This window comes from Achromobacter sp. 1011791174, assembly GCF_059760925.1.
On record NZ_JCBANH010000021.1, the window covers coordinates 1 to 15,345 of the forward strand.

The following is a 15,345-nucleotide window of genomic DNA, read 5'->3' on the forward strand; positions in this document are numbered from 1 at the left end:
GGCCTGCCCTCGCCCGCCCCGGCTCCATGCCCGGCGGACGACGGCAGGCCTTGCCGCTCAGGAAGCCGGACGCGCCGGACGCCAGAACTTGAAGCTATCGACGTACAAGCATGCACACTGAATCCCTGTCCCGGCCGCTGCGGCTGCGCTGGACGGAACGCGGCGCCGGCTGGCTCGCCGGCGCCGCCCTGATTGCCCTGGCGGTGCTCGCGCCGCTGCTGACCCTGGGCTGGTGGGCGCTGGGCGGCGACCTAGCCCATTGGCAACACCTGGCCAGCTACGTGCTGCCCCAGGCGCTGGCCAACACCCTCATCCTGCTCGCCGGCGTGGGCGCGCTGGTGGCCCTGCTGGGCACCGGCTCGGCCTGGCTGGTGACCGCCTACGAGTTCCCCACGCGCCGCACGCTGACCTGGGCGCTGCTGCTGCCGCTGGCCGTGCCCACCTACATCATCGCCTTCGCCTACCTGGACCTGCTGCATCCCATCGGCCCCATCCAGACCGGCCTGCGCGCCATCCTGGGCTACGACAGCCCGCGCCAGTTCCGCCTGCCCGACCTGCGCTCGGTCCAGGGCGCGATCTTCGTGCTGGGCTTCGTGCTGTATCCCTATGTGTACCTGAGCACGCGCGTGATGTTCATGACGCAGGCCGCCAGCCTGCTGGAAGCCGCGCGCAGCCTCGGCGCCGGCCGCGCCGGCGTGTTCTTCCGGGTGGCGCTGCCGCTGGCGCGTCCGGCCATCGTGGTCGGCATGAGCCTGGCCCTGCTGGAAACGCTGAACGATATCGGCGCCTCGGAATTCCTGGGCGTGCAGACGCTGACCGTCTCGGTCTACACCACCTGGGTCACGCGTTCCGACCTGGCCGGCGCGGCCCAGATCGCGCTGACCATGCTGGCCATCGTCGTCGGCCTGATCCTGCTGGAACGGCATGGACGCAAGCGCCAGCGCTACGCCAACACCCAGCGCATGCGCCCGATGCAGCCGCGCCGCCTGCGCGGTCCGGCGGCGCTGGTCGCCGCGGCGCTGGGCTGGATTCCCGTGCTGCTGGGCTTCGTCGCCCCTGCGCTGTACCTGGTGGTGGAAACCTACAAGCGCCTGCATCTGGTCGGCGGCGTGTCGGGCCAGCTGCTGGTCGGGCTGCGCAATACGCTGACCGTGGCCTTCTGCGCAACCGTCGTGACCCTGCTGTGCGGCCTGACCGTCGCCTGGGCCGGACGCACGCTGCGCGAAAGCGCTGCCTTCAATCCCGGACGCGCCTGCGGCCGCATCGCCAGCCTGGGCTACGCCGTGCCCGGCACGGTGCTCGCCATCGGGCTGCTCACGCCCTTCGTCTGGATCGACACCGCCGTGGGCCGCCTGTTCGGCGGCGGCGGTCTATTGCTGATGGGCTCCATGGGCGCGCTGGTGTGCGCCTATGCGATCCGCTTCCTGGCTATCTCCACCGGCGCCATCGAAGCGGGCCTGGCCCGCATTCCGCCGTCGTTGGAACAGGCGTCGCGCATGCTGGGCGAGACGTCCGCCGGCACGCTGCGCCGCGTCCACTTGCCGCTGCTGCGCCCGGCCCTGGCGGCCAGCGCGCTGCTGGTGTTCGTGGACGCCATGAAGGAACTGCCCGCCACCCTGCTGCTGCGCCCGATGAACTTCGACACGCTGGCCACCTGGCTGTACGCCGAGGCGGCCCGGGGCACCTACGAGGAAGGCGCGGTCGCCGCGCTGGCCATCGTGCTGGCGGGCCTGTTGCCCGTCATCCTGCTGGCGCGCACCAATCTGAAAATGGGACATTGAACATCTTGTCGTCCGATCTGCTCGAAATCGACCATATCTCGCTGGCCTACGACACGCCCAAGGGCGTGCGCGACGTGGTGCGGGACCTGACGCTGTCGCTGCCCGCCGGCCACATCGGCTGCCTGCTGGGCGAATCCGGCTGCGGCAAGACCACGGTGCTGCGCGCCATCGCCGGCTTCGAACCGCTGCGCGCCGGCCGCATCCTGCTGGACGGCACGATCATCTCCACCCCGGACATGCAGGTCGCGCCCGAGTCGCGCCGGGTCGGCATGATGTTTCAGGACTACGCGCTGTTCCCGCACCTGACGGTGGCGCAGAACGTGGCTTTCGGCCTGCGCAGGCTGGACCGCGCGGCGCGCGCGCGGAGAGTCGAGGAAATGCTGGAACTGGTGGGGCTCAGCCATGCCGCTGCCAGCTATCCGCACGAGATCTCCGGCGGCCAGCAGCAGCGCGTGGCGCTGGCCCGGGCGCTGGCGCCCTCGCCCGAGCTGCTGCTGCTGGACGAGCCTTTCTCCAACCTGGACGTGGACACGCGCGAGCGGCTGGCCTTCGAGGTGCGCGAGATCCTGAAGGCCACCGGCCACACCGCCATCCTGGTCACGCACAATCAGGCCGAGGCCTTCGCCATCGCCGACCGCATCGGCGTGATGAGCAAGGGCCGCATCGCGCAGTGGGACACGCCATACAACCTGCATCATCACCCGGCCGACGCCTTCGTGCGCGACTTCATCCGCAGCGAGGCGCTGGAAGAGCAGCGCGAGCAGGTCTTCGCGCGCGGCCGCTGAACGCAACGCGGGCGGCCAGGACCAGGGTCCGGGCCGCCCGCGCGAACGGCGCGCCCATCCAGGCCGCCGTCACTTCCGTCCCGGCGTCAATCCGCCGACAGCTTCACCTTCTGCGACAAGGCATTGAAGGCCTCGTGCTGGCTGCGCGTCAGCTTTTCCACCTCTTCCGGCGTCGAGCCATACGGCATGAAGCCCGCCTGCTCCAGCTTGATCTTGACCTCGGGCATGGCCAGCGCGGCCTGGAAGGCCTCGCTCAGGGTCTTGGTGATCTCCGGCGGCATCTTGGCGGGACCATAGATCGCGAACCAGGGATCGACCACGGCCGCGCCATAGCCCAGTTCAGCCAGCGTGGGCACGTCCGGCAGCGCCGGCGCGCGCTTGCTGCCGGTCACGGCCAGCGCGCGGACCTTGCCCGACTTGATATGCGGCAACGAGGCCGGCAGGTTGTCGAACATGATGGGCAGATGGCCGCCCAGCAGATCGTTGATGCCTTGCGCGCTGCCCTTGTAGGGAATGTGCTGCATGCCGGCGCCGGTCAGCTGATCGAACATCACGCCCGCCAGATGCATCGACGTGCCCGTTCCCGGCGTGCCGAACGCGGTGCCCGGATGCTGCTTGGCATAGGCGACCAGATCCTTGACGCTGTCGACCTTGATCGAGGGGCCGGTCTCCAGCACCACCGAGGACGCGCCCAGCATGCTGATGCCGGTGAAGTCCTTGGTCGGATCGAACGGCATCGACGGATAGACGAAGGGATTGAGCGCATTGGTGGAAATGGCGCCGAAGCCGATGGTGTAGCCGTCCGGCGCGGCCTTGGCCACGGCGTCCATGCCGATGTTGCCGCCCGCGCCCGGACGGTTCTCGACGATGACGGGCTGGCCCAGTTTCTCCGCGACCTTCTGGCCCGCGGTGCGCGCCACCAGATCGGTGGTGCCGCCCGCGGTGTAGGGCACGATGAATACGATGGGCTTGGCCGGATAGCCGGCGGCCTGCGCGGCGGCCGCGCCGTGGACCAGCGCCAGCGCGGCCAGGCCGCGCAGCGCGCTCAAGGTAAAGCGTTGCATGATGTCTCCATCCCGTTGTTGTCTCGCGGCGATCGCGTTGTGCTCGATGCCGGAGGCGCATCATACTGCGCGGCGCCAGCCCTGGCCGCGCCGCGCGCACGCGCGCACTGTGGCGCAATTCATACGTATTGACGCACATGAGGCCCTGGCTTGCCGCAACCGCGAGACAGGCCGCGAAGTTCAATGATAGAGTTGCGCTCTTTCCGGCCTGACGCCCGCGCAACGCCTCTTATCGGCGCCAACGAACGTCCGCCGAGGACGCCGCGCCACCCACGCCACGAATGGCCATCCGCGCGACGTCCTCACCCCCATCAACCGAACTGCACAGGAGGAATCATCATGCAACAACAACAGACTTCCCGCCTTGCAGGCCGCGTCCAGCCCGACTGAATTCTTCTTGCCGCAGACTAGCCGGCAAGACATTCGCACTGCCCTGGTCCGGTCCTGCCATACAGGGTCTTTCATACGCATCACGTCCGCACGGCCACTGCCTGGCAGTGCGCCGCGATCGCCGTGTCCGCGCCATACGCCGCGCCGGTGAGCCGTGGCCGCGCCTTGCGGCACCGATGCCTGTGGAAGCAAGCCCTTTCCAAGACCTGATTATGGAAATTCCATGGGCAATTGCATTCAAGCACTGTCCGAGAGCGTCACGCTGATCGCCTCGGACGACACCTGGATCGAAGGCAACGCGATCCAGCAACTACACACGACCGCCAGGCTCGCCGGCATGCGCCGCGTCGCCGGCATGCCCGACCTGCATCCGGGTCGCGGCTATCCGGTGGGCGCCGCCTTCTTCTCCACCGGACGCCTGTACCCTGCCCTGATCGGCGGCGATATCGGCTGCGGCATGTCGCTATGGAGCACCGGCATCGACGCCCGCAAGGCCGCGACGGCCAAGCTGGAAAAGCGGCTCGGCGATATCGACGGACCGCTGGATGACAGCTGGCAGCCGCTCGTGGACGAGCTGGCGCCCGCCGATGTCGGCCATCGGCAGGCGCTGGGCACCATAGGCGGCGGCAACCACTTCGCCGAACTGCAGCGCATCGACACCGTCTGCGACCCGCAGGCGGTCGACGCGCTGGGGCTGGATCTGGACCGACTCGTCCTGCTGGTCCACAGCGGGTCGCGTGGCCTGGGCCGCGCCATCCTGGAAGAGCATGTCCAGCGGCACGGCCACGACGGCCTTGCCGAAGACAGCGCTGATTGCCAGGCCTACCTGGCCCGGCACGACGCCGCCCTGCGCTACGCCCAGGCCAACCGGCAGTTGGTCGCTCGCCGCATGCTGGACCGGCTCGGCACGGAAGGCGGACAGCTGCTGGACGTGCACCACAACCTGGTCACGCGCGCCGAGGTCCAGGGCGAACGGGGCTGGCTGCACCGCAAGGGCGCCACGCCGTCCGATGGCGGGCTGGTCGTGATCCCGGGCTCGCGCGGCGACTTCAGCTATCTGGTGGCGCCGGTTCCCAGCGCGGCCAGCCTGTACTCGCTGGCGCATGGCGCGGGCCGCAAGTGGATGCGCAGCGAGTGCAAGGACCGGCTGTTCAAGCGCTACAGCCCCGCGCAACTCGCCAAGACCCGGCTGGGCAGCCACGTCATCTGCGAGGACAAGCAGCTGATCTACGAAGAAGCGCCCGAAGCCTACAAGCCGGTGGACAGCATCATCGCCAGCCTGGAACAGGCCGGCCTGCTGACGGTGCTGGCCAAACTGCGCCCGGTGCTGACCTACAAGACCCGGGGAGGATGCTGCTGATGATCCTGCTGCAACTATCCTCGGCCCAGGGGCCGGACGAGTGCTGCCTGGCGGTGGCCAAGGCGCTGGCGCGACTGTCGCGCGAAGCGCAGGCACGCTCGGTCGATGTGGACATAGTCGAAAGCGAAAGCGGCGGCAAGGCCGGCACTTACCGCTCCGTGCTGCTGAGCCTGGACGGCGACGGCGCGGCGTCGCTGGCGGCGAGCTGGGAGGGCTCGATCCAATGGACCTGCCCCAGCCCTTATCGTCCGTCCCACCCGCGCAAGAACTGGTTCATCGGCGTCTTGCGCTGCGAAGCGCCCGCGCCCAGCCTGGCCGCCGACATACGCTTTGAAACGACACGCTCGTCCGGACCTGGCGGCCAGCACGTCAACAAGACGGAATCCGCCGTGCGCGCCACGCACGTCGCCACCGGCATCAGCGTGAAGGTACAGACCGAGCGCAGCCAGCATGCCAACAAGCGCCTCGCCGTGCTGTTGATCGCGCATCGGCTGGCCAGCCACGAGCAGGCGCGGGACGCGGCGCAACGCGCCCGCCGCCGCCAATTCCATCATGAGGTGGAGCGCGGCAGTCCAAAGCGGGTGTTCAAGGGCGCCGCCTTCGAGCCGGCCGACGGCGCGTAGTCCGCGCCCAGGCGTCTTGCACAGGCGTGAAACGGCCGGGACGCGAGTCACCGGCCGTTTTTTCAAAACGGTCAGCCCCTCTGCGGCAGGCGCACGCTGTACAGGGAAGCATCTCTCATGCCCGTCAGGCCTTGGGCGGCGGCAAGGGAATGAACTCCGTCTCATCGCCCGGCACCGTCTGGCCGAAACGATCGCGCTGCCAGTCCTCTTTGGCCTGCTCGATGCGATCCTTGCTGCTGGACACGAAGTTCCACCAGAGGAAGCGGGGACCGTCCAGCGGTTCGCCGCCCAGCACCGCGTAGCGCGCATCGCTCACCGCGCGGATCTGCACCGGCCTGCCCGGCGCGAACACGACCAGGCGGCCGCTTTCGAACACCTGCCCCTCGACCTCGATCGAACCCGTGGCCAGATAGGCCGCGCGCTCTTCATGCTCGGCCGGCAGCACCAGGGTCGAGCCCGCGCGCATCTGGATATCCCCGTAGAACAGCGGCGACAGCGTCTTGACGCTGGAAGTCTTGCCGAACAGCTCGCCGGCCACCACCTGGGCGCGCACGCCCTCGCCTTCCACCACCGGCTGCGCGTCCAGCCCGTAATGGACGAAACCGGGATCGGTCTCCTCGTGCTGCTTGGGCAGCCCCACCCAGATCTGCAGGCCACAGAGCCGCTGATCAGCCTGCCGGCTTTCGGGCGACGAGCGCTCCGAGTGCACGATGCCCCGGCCCGCCGTCATCCAGTTCACCTCGCCCGGCAGGATGGTCTGCGTATGCCCCGCGCCATCGCGATGCACCATCGACCCTTCGTACAGATACGTGACCGTGGACAGCCCGATATGCGGATGCGGCCGCACATCGATGCCGCTGCCAGCCCTGAATTCGACCGGCCCCATATGATCCAGGAACACGAAAGGCCCGACGGTGCGCTTCTGCGCCGAAGGCAGCGCCCGCCGAACCTCGAATCCGCCCAGATCGCTGCTGCGCGGCACCACCACCGTTTCAATCTGGCTCGCGCCGTCATCAGACAAGGTCGTCATGGTCATCTCTCCCATTTGAATCCTGCAACCACATTCCATCTTAGTAATACCCGACACCACACGCCACCCATCAACAGTGGCACGCCCTCCCCCCATCGGGGCCGCACGGATCCGGCTCCGCCGGTCCGTAGCGGCGCCCCTGGGGGAGCGCGCAAGCGCTCGGGGGGGTCTTCTACTTCAAGTCAAACACCAGCACTTCGGCGTCCTTGCCGTTCGACAGCTTCACGGCGACCTCATCGCTGAGCGCCAGCGCGTCGCCGGCCTTCAGCGTCTGGCCATTGGCGACGATCTCGCCCCGGGCCACGTGCACCCAGGCACGACGCCCCGCCGCCAGCGGCAGCTCGGCGCTTTCATCGCCCTCGAACAGGCCCGCGTACAGCCGCGCGTCCTGATGGATCTTCATCGAGCCCTCGGCGCCATCCGGCGACACCAGCGCCTGCAGGCGGCCGCGCTTCTGCGCATCGCTGAATTCACGCTCCTCGTACTCCGGCGCGATGCCGGCCACGTCAGGCTCGATCCAGATCTGCAGCAGATGCGTTTCGGCATCCGGCAGCGGGTTGAACTCCGAATGCAGCACACCCCGGCCCGCGCTCATGCGCTGCACGTTGCCCGGCCGGATGGTCGAGCCGCTGCCCATGCTGTCCTTGTGGGCGACGGCGCCGTCGAGCACATAGGTGATGATCTCCATGTCGCGGTGCCCATGGGTGCCGAAACCGCGACCCGCGGCGATGCGGTCATCGTTGATCACGCGCAGCGCGCCGAAGCCCATGTGCGCCGGATCGTAGTAGTTGGCGAAGGAAAAGGTGTGGAACGAGTCGAGCCAACCGTGGTTGGCGTGGCCCCGTTCGGCGCTGCGGCGGATGGTAAGCATGGCTGACTCCTGTTTCAATAAAATGAATGGTTGTGACGTACCTTCTGGCGGGAATCGCCGTGCGGTTTCTGGCTGCACAACCGGCATGAGTGATATTCTGCGCCTGATGGCGGCCGGTTTTGTCGCCCGTTTTTGAAGACAACGTTCATAAATTTTGAATGCATGGTCATGACCCCGCTCTCCCAGCCCATCACTCCCGAGCTGCTGACCCTGGTGGACGCCATCGCGCGCCACGGCAGCTTCGCCAAGGCCGCCCGTGAACAGGGCAAGGTGCCCTCGGCCGTGACCTACGCCATCCGCAAGCTGGAGGACGGGCTGGACGTGCTGCTGTTCGACCGCAGCGGGCAGCGCGCACGGCTCACCCCGGCCGGCGAGGCGCTGCTGCGGGAAGGCCGCCACGTCCTGCAATCGCTCGACGACCTGGCCTGCCGCGTCAAGCGGATCGCCACGGGCTGGGAGGTGGAGCTGCGCATCGCCGTCAGCGCCGTGCTGCCCTGGCGCCCGCTGTATGACCTGATCGAGGAATTCCAGGCGCTGGGCAGCGCCACCGCGCTGCGTTTTTCCACCGAGGTGCTGAGCGGCAACTGGGACGCGCTGACCTCCGGCCGCGCCGATCTGGTCGTCGGCGCGGGCGCGGCCGGCGAGCCGACCGGTCCGTATCGCTCTCAGGCCATGGGCCAGGTGCAGTTCGCGTTCTGCGTGGCCGCCAGCCATCCGCTGGCGTCGCTGGACCGCCCGCTGGGCCCGGCCGATCTGAACCGCTATAGCTCGGTGGTGGTGGCCGATACCAGCCGCGGCCTGCCGCCGCAGACGCGCGGGATCCTGTCGGAGCAGCCCGTGCTGGTCATGCCCACGATGCAGGCCAAGATCGACGCGCAGGTGCGCGGCCTGGGCTGCGGCTATCTGCCGGTGACGCTGGCCGCGCCGTATCTGGCGCAAGGCCTCCTGACGATCTGCGAGACGGAGGAAGGCATGCCCCTGACGGAGCATGTGGCCTACGCGTGGCGCGCGGAGCCGCCGGGCGAGGCATTGAAGTGGTGGCTGGAAAAGCTCAAGTCGCCCCGGCTGTGCGAAAGCCTGCTCGGGCTGGGTTGAAGGCGGGCGCGATGCCGCGCCCGTGCCTCAGTCGTCCTCGATGCCCAGCTCGCGCAGCTTGCGCGTGATGGTGTTGCGGCCAATGCCCAGCCGCGTCGCGGCCTCGACCCGTCGGCCACGGCTGGCATCCAGCGCGCTTTGCAGCAGGATCTTTTCGAACTGGCGCGTCAGCGTGGCCATGACGGCAGGCTCGCCGCGCTCCAGCCGATGCTGCGCGTCGCGCAACAAGGGATCCTGCCAGTTGCGCGGCGTCGCCGCATCCGGCTCGGCCTGCGCCGGCATCGCGGTCGGCAACACCGTGCCGATGGCGGCCACGGGAGGGCGCTGCGTCGCCGGCGCGCCGGATGCCTGCTGCGAATCCACCGCCCGGATTTCGGGCGGCAGATCGGCGGGTTCCACCGTCTGCCCCGGCGCCATCACGGTCAGCCAGTGACAGAAATTCTCCAGCTGACGCACGTTGCCGGGGAAGTCGAACCGGGTCAGCACCGCCAGCGCCTCGGGCGTCAGGCGCTTGACCGGCACGCCCAGCGCGCGGGCGCTGGCCGTCAGGAAGTGATTGGCCAGCGCCGGAATGTCCTCGGTGCGCTCGCGCAAGGGCGGCAGGCGCAGCCGGATCACATTCAGGCGGTGGAACAGATCCTCGCGGAACAGGCCCTGCTCCACCCGCTGCTCCAGCGGCTGGTGGGTGGCCGCGACGATGCGCACGTCCACGCGCACCGGCTGGGCGCCGCCCACGCGGTAGAAGCTGCCTTCGGCCAGCACGCGCAACAGGCGGGTCTGCAGCTCGATCGGCATGTCGCCGATCTCGTCCAGGAACAGCGTGCCGCCGTGCGCTTCCTCGAAGCGACCGCGGCGCAGCGTGTTGGCGCCGGTGAAGGCGCCGCGTTCGTGGCCGAACAGCTCGGCCTCCAGCAGGTCGCGCGGAATCGCCGCGGCGTTCAGCGCGACGAAGGGGCCGCCGGCGCGCACGCCATGGCCGTGCAGCGCCCGCGCCACCAGCTCCTTGCCGGTGCCGGACTCGCCCGTGATCAGCACCGTGACCTTGGACTGGGCCAGCCGGCCGATGGCGCGAAAGACTTCCTGCATGGCGGTGGACGAGGACTGCGTCATCATCCAGCGCTCGTTGTTCTGCGTCTCGTCCTGCCCGGGCGCGGCCTCATCCTGCTGCGAGGACTCCTGCATCGCGCGCTGGATCAGCGCCACCGCCTCGTTCACATCGAAGGGCTTGGCCAGGTAGTCGAACGCGCCGCCCTGGAAGGCGGATACCGTGCTGTCCAGGTCGGCAAAGGCCGTCATCACGATCACGGGCAGGCCGGCGTGGCGTTCCTTCAGCTGGCGCAACAGCTCCAGCCCATTGCCGCCCGGCATGCGTATGTCCGACACGAGCGCCGACGGGACGTCGCGCGCCAAGGCATCCAGCACGTCGGCCGATTGGGAAAAACTGCGGGTGGGGATGCCAGCGCGCGCCAGGGCCTTTTCAAGAACCCAGCGGATGGCCTGGTCATCGTCGACGATCCATACGGGTTTCATCAGTGTGCGGGCTCCATCGGAAGGACCAGGCGGAACTCGGTGCGCCCGGGCCGGGATTCGAATTCGATGATGCCGCCGTGCTGCTGCACGAAGTCCTGAGCCAGGCTCAGGCCCAGTCCCGTGCCGCCGGCACGGGCTGTCACCAGCGGATGGAAAATGCGGTCGCGGATGTGCTCGGGCACGCCCGGACCGTTGTCAATGATCGAGAGCACCAGCGCCAGCCGGTGCTGCCGGTGCGCCAGCATGACCTGCCTCGCCACCCGCGTGCGCAGCGTCACCAGGCCATGCTCCACGCCGGCGTCCCTGGGACGCGCCACCAGTTCCTGCGCGGCGTTGCGGGCCACGTTCAGCACCGCCTGCATCAGCCGGGCCGCATCGCCCTTCAGGTCGGGCACGGAAGCGTCGTAGTCGCGCAGCAGCGTGATCTCGTCGCGAAACTCGGCCTGTATCAGCGCGCAGACGCGCTCGCAGATCTCGTGGATGTTCACCGGCCGCGCGTTCAGCGGCACGCGCTGCGGTCCGCTCAGGCGGTCCACCAGCGCCTGCAGGCGGTCGGCTTCGGAAATGATGACCTGGGTGTACTCGGCCAGCGCCGCGTTGGGCAGCTCGGCCTCCAGCAACTGGGCGGCGCCGCGCAGGCCGCCCAGCGGATTCTTCACTTCATGCGCGAGATTGCGCAGCAATTCGCGGTGCGCCTCGATCTCCTCGACCAGGCGATGACTGCGATCGGCCAGCACGCGCTGCTCGATCTCGCGCGCCTCGATCAGCACGGGCCAGCGCTGGCCCGTCAGCCCGACGGTCGTGACCGACACTTCCACCGATTCCATGGCGCGGCGCAGGAACGCCAGCTGCCTGACGTCGGCATAGCGGCCGCCGGCGGCGCGATCGATGGAGGACTGTATGTGCTCGGGGCTGTCGAACAGCGTGGCGGCCGACTGCCCGCACAGCTGCTTGCGCGACCGCCCGAACAGATCCTCGGCGGCGGCATTGGCGTATTCGATGTGGCCGCGCCCGTTCACCAGGAAAACGGACGTGGCGAGCAGGTCTAGAGCTTCTACATTCATCTCAGTTACCCATCGCGCTACGCGCCACCCGCAACGCAAGAAATCAACACAACTCCATCCGGAGCGCGGCAAAGCCGGCCAGGCCGGCCCGCCGCAAACCCGATGGAGACAAACGACTCAAGGGAGGAGACAACGCCACGACTCGGCAGTGCCCTCCCCACCCCAGGCAGCGCGGAGCCGGCTTTGCCGGTCCGCTGGCTGCGCCCCCTTGAGGGGGAAGCGCCGAAGGCGCTTCGGGGGTGGGCGTCACCTCATAGGCTGTAGTACATGTCGAACTCGATCGGGTGCGTCGTCATGCGCAGACGGTTCACATCGCCCATCTTCAGGTCGATGTAGGCGTTGAGCATGTCGTTGCTGAACACGCCGCCACGGGTCAGGAACTCGCGGTCCTTGTCCAGGGCTTCCAGCGCTTCTTCCAGCGAGGCGCACACGGTCGGGATCTTGGCGTCTTCTTCCGGCGGCAGGTCGTACAGGTTCTTGTCGGCCGGATCGCCCGGGTGGATCTTGTTCTGCACGCCGTCCAGGCCGGCCATCATCAGGGCCGAGAAGGCCAGGTACGGGTTGGCCAGGGGGTCCGGGAAGCGCGCCTCGACGCGGCGGCCCTTCGGGTTGCCGACGTAGGGGATGCGGATCGAGGCCGAGCGGTTGCGGGCCGAGTAGGCCAGCTTGACCGGGGCTTCGTAGTGCGGAACCAGGCGCTTGTACGAGTTGGTGCCCGGGTTGGTGATGGCGTTCAGCGCGCGGGCGTGCTTGATGATGCCGCCGATGTAGTACAGCGCGAAGTCCGACAGGCCGGCGTAGCCGTTGCCCGCGAACAGGTTCTGGCCGTCCTTCCAGATGGACTGGTGCACGTGCATGCCCGAACCGTTGTCGCCGACGATGGGCTTGGGCATGAAGGTGGCGGTCTTGCCGTAGGCGTGAGCCACGTTATGAATGATGTACTTGGTGATCTGCGTCCAGTCGGCGCGCTGCACCAGCGTGCTGAACTTGGTGCCGATTTCCAGCTGGCCGGCGCCCGCCACTTCGTGGTGGTGCACTTCGACCGGCACGCCCATCTGTTCCATCAGCAGGCACATTTCCGAACGCATGTCCTGGAACGAATCGACCGGGGGCACGGGGAAGTAGCCGCCCTTGACCGAGGGACGATGGCCGGTGTTGCCGCCTTCGAAGTCCAGGCCGGTGGACCAGGAGGCCTCTTCCGACTTGATCTTGACGAAGGTGCCCGACATGTCGGTGTTCCAGGTCACGCCGTCGAACACGAAGAATTCGGGTTCCGGACCGAAGTAGGCGGTATCGCCCAGGCCCGAGGACTTCAGGTAGGCTTCGGCGCGCTTGGCCAGCGAGCGCGGATCGCGGTCATAGCCCTTCAGGTCCGAAGGTTCGACCACGTCGCAGGACAGGATCAGCGTCGGCTCTTCGCGGAACGGATCCATGTTGGCGGTGGACAGATCGGGGATGAGCAGCATGTCCGAGGCTTCGATGCCCTTCCAGCCGGCGATCGACGAACCGTCGAAGGCTTGCCCGCTTTCCAGCTTGTCTTCATCGATCGCGCTCGTGGGCACGGACACGTGGTGCTCGCGGCCCACGGTGTCGGTAAAGCGGAAGTCGACGAATTTGACTTCGTTGTCGGCGATCTGTTTCAGGACGTCTTTCGGGCTTGCCATGTCATCTCCATTAGATAAAAGGGTCGAGGGCGCTGCCGCTCGACTGGCATGAAAGAGGGAAGCAATAAGCGTGCCAGGTTTGGCCTCAGGGAATCCCCGGGGACAACGGCGAGTAAGAAGGAAAATGTAGCACCAATATGGTGCAAAAGATGGGGCATGAACGCCCCATCTTGGTGCTTTTTTGCTACAGGAACATTTCCTGCAGATCGTTCAGGAAGCGCCAGCCCAGGGAGGTCGCCTGCAGGCGGGTGGGATCGGCGTCTAGCAGGCCGCGTTTGGCCGCTGCCTCCAATTGGTGCGCGATGACGGCCAGCGACAGGCCGGTGCGCTCGCTGAACAGGGTCGCCGCCACGCCGTCCTTCAGGCGCAAGGCGTTCAGCATGAACTCGAAGGGCAGCTCGTCCGGCCCGACCTGTCGGCTTTCGGCCAGATGGCTGCCGTCGCGCGCGGCGGCGGCCTGCATCCAGGATTCCGGGTTGCGCAGGCGCGCCTCGCGCACGATGCGATCATGGAAAGACAGCTTGCCATGCGCGCCCGGACCGATGCCCAGGTAGTCGCCGAATTCCCAGTAATTCAGGTTATGACGGCAACGCGCGCCCGACCGGGCGTAGGCGGACACCTCGTAGCGCGCCAGGCCCGCCGTGGCCAGCTCGGTTTCGACCAGGTCCTGCATGGCGGCGCTGGTATCGTCGTCCGGCAAATCCTCGGGCGGGAACTTGGCGAACACCGTGTTCGGCTCCATCGTCAGGTGATAGAGCGACAGATGCTCGGTGCCGAAGGCCAGCGCCTGGCGCAGATCGTCCGTACAGGCCGCCAGCGTCTGGCCCGGCAAGGCGAACATCAGATCCAGGTTGACGCGCGACACGGCGCGCTGCGCCATCTCGATCGCGGCGCGGGCCTGGGCGGCGTCGTGGATGCGGCCCAGCTTCTTGAGCTGGACGTCATCGAAGCTCTGGATGCCCAGCGAAAAGCGCGTCACGCCGCTGGCGGCATAGTCCCGGAAGCGGCTGGCCTCGGCGGTGCCGGGGTTGGCTTCCATCGTGATCTCGGCGTCCGGCCACAGGTTCAGGCAGGCGCGCAACATCGCCAGCAGCTCGTCCAGCCCGGCGGCCGACAGCAGGCTGGGCGTACCGCCGCCGATGAACACCGACACGACCTGCCGGCCCCAGATGCCGGGCAGCGCCTGTTCCAGATCACTGCGCAGCGCGTCCAGGTAGGCGCGTTCCGGAATGCCCTCTCCCGGCGCGGCGTGCGAATTGAAGTCGCAGTACGGGCATTTGCGCACACACCAGGGCACGTGCACATAGAGCGACAGTGGCGGCAGGCTGGTCAGGGCGGAGCCCGTCGCCAGGCGCGGGCGCGAAGCGCCCGATTCAGCGCGGATGGGAATGGTGATGGACATGCTGCGATGCGAATGCAGGAAGGGCGGCGCGCCGCTCAGGCCTGGTTGAGCTTGCCCAGCAGCTCGCGCAGCGCGCGGGCGCGGTGGCTGACGCTGTTCTTTTCGGCCGGGTCCAGCGAGGCGGCGGTCAGGCCCAGGTCGGGCAGGTAGAAATGCGGATCGTAGCCAAAGCCGTTGGCGCCCTCGGGCTGGTCGATGATCTCGCCATGCCAATGGCCTTCGCCGATGAGCGGACACGGATCGTTCTCGGCCCGCACCAGCGCCAGCACCGCCACGTACCAGGCGCGCCGGTCGGCCAGGCCGGCCAGCTTCTGGACCAGCAACGCGTTGTTGGCCAGGTCGGATTTCTCGCCGCCATGCATCTTGGCGTAGCGCGCCGAATACACGCCGGGCGCGCCCTGCAGCGCGGCCACGCACAGGCCGGAGTCGTCGGCCAGGGCCGGCAGCCCCGTCAGGCGGCTGGCGTGGCGGGCCTTGGCCAGCGCGTTCTCGATGAAGGTGACGTGCGGCTCTTCGGCCTCGGGCACGCCCAGCTCGCCCTGGGGCACCAGCTCCATGCCCAGCGGGGCGAACAAGGCGGAAAACTCACGCAGCTTGCCGGCATTGTTGGACGCCAGCACCACGCGGCGCAGCGATTCGGGAATCTTGGGGGAAGTCATGGCGGCATTGTAAGGGAGCCGGCCGCC

Annotated in this window: 14 protein-coding genes; 6 read left to right on the forward strand and 8 right to left on the reverse strand. The window is 68.1% G+C overall.

Annotation, left to right across the window (positions count from 1 at the left end; all coding sequences use genetic code 11):
* Positions 1 to 110: 110 nt before the first annotated feature.
* Together AC6LJ5_RS10155 and AC6LJ5_RS10160 are read left to right on the forward strand one after the other, a co-directional pair.
* On the forward strand, positions 111 to 1,781 hold the full coding sequence (locus AC6LJ5_RS10155; protein ID WP_498140392.1) for an ABC transporter permease: 1,671 nt from the start codon (positions 111 to 113) through the stop codon (positions 1,779 to 1,781).
* Between the two features lie 2 nt (positions 1,782 to 1,783).
* The gene (locus tag AC6LJ5_RS10160) at positions 1,784 to 2,566 is read left to right on the forward strand and encodes an ABC transporter ATP-binding protein (protein WP_498140423.1); all 783 of its coding nucleotides are present in this window, start codon (positions 1,784 to 1,786) and stop codon (positions 2,564 to 2,566) included.
* Between the two features lie 86 nt (positions 2,567 to 2,652).
* Here the strand turns inward: AC6LJ5_RS10160 and AC6LJ5_RS10165 are convergent, their stop codons facing one another.
* Positions 2,653 to 3,630, reverse strand: coding sequence for a Bug family tripartite tricarboxylate transporter substrate binding protein (locus tag AC6LJ5_RS10165; RefSeq protein ID WP_498140393.1), 978 nt, complete (start codon positions 3,628 to 3,630; stop codon positions 2,653 to 2,655).
* A 613-nt stretch (positions 3,631 to 4,243) separates the two neighbouring features.
* On the opposite strand from AC6LJ5_RS10165, the gene AC6LJ5_RS10170 reads away from it, so the two are divergent.
* Entirely contained in the window at positions 4,244 to 5,380 is a 1,137-nt protein-coding gene (locus AC6LJ5_RS10170; protein WP_498140394.1) for an RNA ligase RtcB family protein, read from the forward strand.
* Positions 5,380 to 6,003, forward strand: a complete 624-nt coding sequence (gene prfH / locus AC6LJ5_RS10175) for a peptide chain release factor H (protein WP_498140395.1) — start codon at positions 5,380 to 5,382, stop codon at positions 6,001 to 6,003. Before AC6LJ5_RS10170 ends, prfH begins: the two co-directional genes overlap by 1 nt.
* A 124-nt stretch (positions 6,004 to 6,127) precedes the next feature.
* Here the strand turns inward: prfH and AC6LJ5_RS10180 are convergent, their stop codons facing one another.
* Together AC6LJ5_RS10180 and AC6LJ5_RS10185 are read right to left on the reverse strand one after the other, a co-directional pair.
* Positions 6,128 to 7,033: a pirin family protein gene (locus tag AC6LJ5_RS10180; protein WP_103276489.1), complete on the reverse strand. Its 906-nt coding sequence runs from the start codon at positions 7,031 to 7,033 to the stop codon at positions 6,128 to 6,130.
* 172 nt (positions 7,034 to 7,205) lie between these two features.
* A complete protein-coding gene (locus AC6LJ5_RS10185; RefSeq protein WP_392411092.1) occupies positions 7,206 to 7,904 on the reverse strand; it encodes a pirin family protein in 699 nt (232 codons plus the stop codon).
* Between AC6LJ5_RS10185 and AC6LJ5_RS10190 the strand changes: the two genes are divergently transcribed.
* On the forward strand, positions 7,903 to 8,040 hold the full coding sequence (locus tag AC6LJ5_RS10190) for a hypothetical protein (RefSeq protein WP_158658432.1): 138 nt from the start codon (positions 7,903 to 7,905) through the stop codon (positions 8,038 to 8,040). The two genes, AC6LJ5_RS10185 and AC6LJ5_RS10190, sit on opposite strands and share 2 nt — an antisense overlap.
* A gap of 32 nt (positions 8,041 to 8,072) precedes the next feature.
* Entirely contained in the window at positions 8,073 to 8,999 is a 927-nt protein-coding gene (locus tag AC6LJ5_RS10195; protein ID WP_498140396.1) for a LysR family transcriptional regulator, read from the forward strand.
* 27 nt (positions 9,000 to 9,026) lie between these two features.
* Here the strand turns inward: AC6LJ5_RS10195 and ntrC are convergent, their stop codons facing one another.
* The 5 genes from ntrC to rdgB form a co-directional block, all read right to left on the reverse strand.
* A complete protein-coding gene (gene ntrC / locus AC6LJ5_RS10200; RefSeq protein ID WP_103274516.1) occupies positions 9,027 to 10,529 on the reverse strand; it encodes a nitrogen regulation protein NR(I) in 1,503 nt (500 codons plus the stop codon).
* Positions 10,529 to 11,593 (reverse strand): nitrogen regulation protein NR(II), encoded by a 1,065-nt coding sequence (gene glnL, locus AC6LJ5_RS10205; RefSeq protein ID WP_103274517.1) that lies wholly within the window; start codon positions 11,591 to 11,593, stop codon positions 10,529 to 10,531. Before glnL ends, ntrC begins: the two co-directional genes overlap by 1 nt.
* A 251-nt stretch (positions 11,594 to 11,844) precedes the next feature.
* The gene (glnA, locus tag AC6LJ5_RS10210) at positions 11,845 to 13,257 is read right to left on the reverse strand and encodes a type I glutamate--ammonia ligase (protein WP_103274519.1); all 1,413 of its coding nucleotides are present in this window, start codon (positions 13,255 to 13,257) and stop codon (positions 11,845 to 11,847) included.
* Between the two features lie 184 nt (positions 13,258 to 13,441).
* Positions 13,442 to 14,659: a radical SAM family heme chaperone HemW gene (gene hemW, locus AC6LJ5_RS10215; protein ID WP_103274520.1), complete on the reverse strand. Its 1,218-nt coding sequence runs from the start codon at positions 14,657 to 14,659 to the stop codon at positions 13,442 to 13,444.
* 35 nt (positions 14,660 to 14,694) lie between these two features.
* Positions 14,695 to 15,318: an RdgB/HAM1 family non-canonical purine NTP pyrophosphatase gene (gene rdgB, locus AC6LJ5_RS10220; protein ID WP_498140397.1), complete on the reverse strand. Its 624-nt coding sequence runs from the start codon at positions 15,316 to 15,318 to the stop codon at positions 14,695 to 14,697.
* Positions 15,319 to 15,345 lie beyond the last annotated feature (27 nt).

Bases quoted from the DNA above. Each gene is read 5' to 3' on its own strand.
- AC6LJ5_RS10195 (WP_498140396.1), top strand. From the start codon at position 8,073: ATGACCCCGCTCTCCCAGCCCATCACTCCCGAGCTGCTGACCCTGGTG.
- prfH (WP_498140395.1), top strand. From the start codon at position 5,380: ATGATCCTGCTGCAACTATCCTCGGCCCAGGGGCCGGACGAGTGCTGC.
- rdgB (WP_498140397.1), bottom strand. From the start codon at position 15,318: ATGACTTCCCCCAAGATTCCCGAATCGCTGCGCCGCGTGGTGCTGGCG.
- AC6LJ5_RS10180 (WP_103276489.1), bottom strand. From the start codon at position 7,033: ATGACGACCTTGTCTGATGACGGCGCGAGCCAGATTGAAACGGTGGTG.
- AC6LJ5_RS10190 (WP_158658432.1), top strand. From the start codon at position 7,903: ATGGCTGACTCCTGTTTCAATAAAATGAATGGTTGTGACGTACCTTCT.
- AC6LJ5_RS10155 (WP_498140392.1), top strand. From the start codon at position 111: ATGCACACTGAATCCCTGTCCCGGCCGCTGCGGCTGCGCTGGACGGAA.
- ntrC (WP_103274516.1), bottom strand. From the start codon at position 10,529: ATGAAACCCGTATGGATCGTCGACGATGACCAGGCCATCCGCTGGGTT.
- AC6LJ5_RS10185 (WP_392411092.1), bottom strand. From the start codon at position 7,904: ATGCTTACCATCCGCCGCAGCGCCGAACGGGGCCACGCCAACCACGGT.
- hemW (WP_103274520.1), bottom strand. From the start codon at position 14,659: ATGTCCATCACCATTCCCATCCGCGCTGAATCGGGCGCTTCGCGCCCG.
- glnL (WP_103274517.1), bottom strand. From the start codon at position 11,593: ATGAATGTAGAAGCTCTAGACCTGCTCGCCACGTCCGTTTTCCTGGTG.
- glnA (WP_103274519.1), bottom strand. From the start codon at position 13,257: ATGGCAAGCCCGAAAGACGTCCTGAAACAGATCGCCGACAACGAAGTC.
- AC6LJ5_RS10170 (WP_498140394.1), top strand. From the start codon at position 4,244: ATGGGCAATTGCATTCAAGCACTGTCCGAGAGCGTCACGCTGATCGCC.
- AC6LJ5_RS10165 (WP_498140393.1), bottom strand. From the start codon at position 3,630: ATGCAACGCTTTACCTTGAGCGCGCTGCGCGGCCTGGCCGCGCTGGCG.